General features: G+C 65.1%; 2 protein-coding genes. Both read left to right on the top strand.

Features of this window, described 5'->3' with window-relative positions; translation table 11 throughout:
- On the top strand, positions 1-554 hold a 554-nt coding region (locus BRAS3809_RS06000), incomplete at its 5' end, for a 3-oxoacyl-ACP synthase (RefSeq protein WP_035655457.1).
- A gap of 263 nt (positions 555-817) precedes the next feature.
- A partial coding sequence (gene mltG, locus BRAS3809_RS06005; protein ID WP_035655460.1) for an endolytic transglycosylase MltG occupies positions 818-1879 on the top strand: 1062 nt, incomplete at its 3' end.

The following is a 1879-nucleotide window of genomic DNA, read 5'->3' on the forward strand; positions in this document are numbered from 1 at the left end:
TCATGGGCGAAGGCGCCGGTGTCGTCGTGCTCGAGGAGTATGAGCACGCCAAGGCGCGCGGCGCGCGGATCTATGCCGAGGTGGTCGGCTATGGCCTGTCGGGCGACGCCTATCACATCACCTCGCCGTCGCCGGATGGCGATGGCGGCTTCCGCAGCATGAGCGCGGCGCTGAAGCGCGCCGGCCTTACCGCGGCCGATCTCGACTACATCAACGCGCACGGCACCTCGACGCAGGTGGGCGACGAGATCGAGCTCGGCGCCGTCGAACGTCTGCTCGGCAACGCCGCTTCGAAGATCTCGATGTCCTCGACCAAATCGTCGATCGGACATCTGCTGGGGGCCGCCGGCGCCGTCGAAGCGATCTTCAGCATTCTCGCGATTCGGGATAACATCGCTCCGCCGACGATCAATCTGGAGAACCCGTCGGTAGAGACCGCGATCGACCTCGTCCCGCATACGCCTCGTCAACGCGAGATCAATGTGGCGCTGTCGAACTCGTTCGGTTTCGGCGGCACCAATGCGTCGGTGATTCTGCGGCGCGTGGTGAGCTAGTGCGGAGGAGCGGAACACCGCGTGGACCTGTTGCGACTTTGTCACGCGGATTTCCGACTGCAGCCACACTAGAACCTAACACTTCGCGTGTCTGTCGCAGGTCGGCCGGGCGACGATGCGGTGAACGCGCTTGGCGGCGAGACCCGGCGAAACACCTTTTCGCCGTATTCGGTGATGATTCGTGAGGATGGGCGTTGAGTTCAGGTCGCTTGCGTGGGGTGCGCACGGCCACGACGAGAGCGACAGGACCAAAGGTTGCATCGATGAGTGAACGGCCGCCCATCTCGCCCCGTAGTCCGCGCGCAGCGTTGGAGCCCGAACGGGTGCCGCCGCCGCCGCGTCGCTCCGATCGCGCGCGCAATCCCTTCGTGGTGGTCGGAAATGCGATCATCACGCTGCTGATCCTGGCGATGATCGGCGGCGGCGCCGTCTACTACTACGGTCGGCAGATCATCGAGGCGCCCGGACCGCTGCAGGAAGACAAGATCGTCAACATTCCGGCACGCGCCGGAAAGCGGGATATTGCCGATGTGCTGACCCGTGAGGGCGTCATCGACGTCAACCCCTGGATCTTCATCGGCAGCGTCTATGCGCTCAACGCAGCGCCCGATCTGAAGCCGGGCGAGTATTTGTTCCAGAAGAATGCATCGCTGCGCGGCGTGATCGGCGTGATCGTCGAAGGCAAGGTCGTGCAGCATGGCGTCACGATTCCCGAGGGACTGACCTCCGAGCAGATCGTCGCGCGTCTGTCCGACAACGACATCTTCACCGGCAGCGTGCGTGAGATCCCGCGCGAGGGAACGCTGCTGCCGGAGACCTACAAGTTCCCGCGCGGCACCAGTCGCGATCAGGTCATCCAGCGCATGCAGCAGGCGCAGAAGCGCGTGCTCGCCGAGATCTGGGAACGCCGCAGTCCGGATCTGCCGGTGAAGACGCCGGAGCAGCTGGTGACACTGGCCTCGATCGTCGAGAAGGAAACCGGCAAGCCCGACGAACGCAGCCGGGTCGCCGCGGTGTTCGTCAACCGGCTGAAGCAGCGGATCAAGCTGCAGTCGGATCCCACGATCATTTACGGACTCGTGGGCGGCAAGGGCACGCTGGGACGGCCGATCAAGCGCAGCGAGATCACCCAGCCGTCGCCGTACAACACCTATGTGATCGAAGGCCTGCCGCCGGGCCCGATCTCCAATCCCGGCCGCGCCTCGCTCGAGGCCACCGCGAACCCGGCGCGCACGCGCGATCTGTACTTCGTCGCCGACGGCACCGGCGGCCACGCCTTCACCGAGACCTACGACCTGCACCAGAAGAACGTCGCCAAGCTCCGG

Source organism: Bradyrhizobium sp. STM 3809, from assembly GCF_000239795.1.
GTDB lineage: Bacteria > Pseudomonadota > Alphaproteobacteria > Rhizobiales > Xanthobacteraceae > Bradyrhizobium.